Source organism: Okibacterium endophyticum, from assembly GCF_054780075.1.
Genome location: NZ_BAAGXA010000014.1, coordinates 1 through 1,270 on the forward strand (window position 1 = coordinate 1; position 1,270 = coordinate 1,270).

A 1,270-nucleotide genomic window follows, 5' to 3' on the forward strand; every position below is an offset into this window, starting at 1 on the left:
CGGTGCGGAGGCAGGTGGGTCCGTCTCTGGCGATGATCGCGAGTCGTTGTTGCCGGTCGAAGAGGCGTTGTGGTTTCTCCAGGGCGATGAGTTCGCCGAGGGGTCCGAGGAGGGCGCGTTGGATTCTGCCGTCGGAGATGTGTTGCCAGACGGTGGATATCGGGACGGGTTCGTCACTGCCCACGATGTGTCCGGTTCCGTGGCCGGTGAGGAGGTCTTCGAGTTTCACGATGACGAGCACGGTGGGTGCGGCGCCGCCGATGGTGGAGAGGTCGGTGGTGGTTTTTGCCATGTGGGTGAGCATGCCGGCGAGCAGGTCGTGTCGTTTCTGTTCCGGGGTGCGGTCGTCTTCCACCTGGTCGGTGTTCGCCCCGCACTCACACGACCTCCCAGCCCCAGGATCCGTGTCGTCGCAGTCGCAGGTGCCCTTCACCTGGTCACAACCCGGTGTCGTGTCGGTATGCTCGCAGCCACCGTCACGGTCGTTGTGGTTGTTTTCATTGTTGGGGTGGAATTTGACACCGGTTTTGGGGTTGAGGGTGGCGTCGGCGAGGGTGTTGAAACGGGCAGCGACGTCGGGGGTCAGGTTTCCGCCGACGGGGTGTAACCCGTTCACGGCGGTGCGGGACACCCAGAACCCCCGCCTGTCGAATGCCTCGGCTGTGCGGGGTTCGATCCCGTCGGGGTCGATCGCGTCCCGCCATGCCCGTGCGGGGCCGCGCAGGAGTTCTGCTGATACCGGTATTCCCATTGTGGTGGTGCCGTCGGGTGCGGTGCTGATCCCGGTCGCTTGGGCGACCAGCGACTCCTCTGCGGCGGTGAGGTTCTCGATGGTGGCTCGTGGGGATGCTTTCGAGAGTTCACGGGTGATCACATCGGCCGCATCCACCCCGAGCAAACCCGCGTTGAGGGCTGCACCCACCTGCGGGAACAGGGGCGGTAGGGGAAGACCTGTCGGGGAGGTGCGGGGCAGAACGTTCTTCCCGACTCGTAGTCGGCGGTTCACGGTGGCAGTGGATTCCCCGGTGATCTGTTCCACGAGTTGCGACGGGTGCCGGTGGCCGTGCTTGGCGGCGAGACCGTTCAGGCCGAGGGTTTTATCGGATCGTTTCTCGATCTCCGCGGCCGCGGCGACCTGCAACGCGTCCAGGGTGCGGGCGGCGGCGCCGAGCTGGGATTGGAACTCGAGCACACCGTCATCCGTGCCCGAGAGGACAGCGTCCGCGTCGACGCGAGCGAGCACCGTCAGGGCCTCGTTCAGGGTGTCGGG

1 protein-coding gene is annotated in these 1,270 nt (G+C 65.7%); it reads right to left on the bottom strand.

Annotation, left to right across the window (positions count from 1 at the left end):
• Positions 1-1,270: DUF222 domain-containing protein (locus ACYVF5_RS16605; protein ID WP_460948468.1), on the bottom strand; the 1,270-nt coding region annotated here is incomplete at both ends.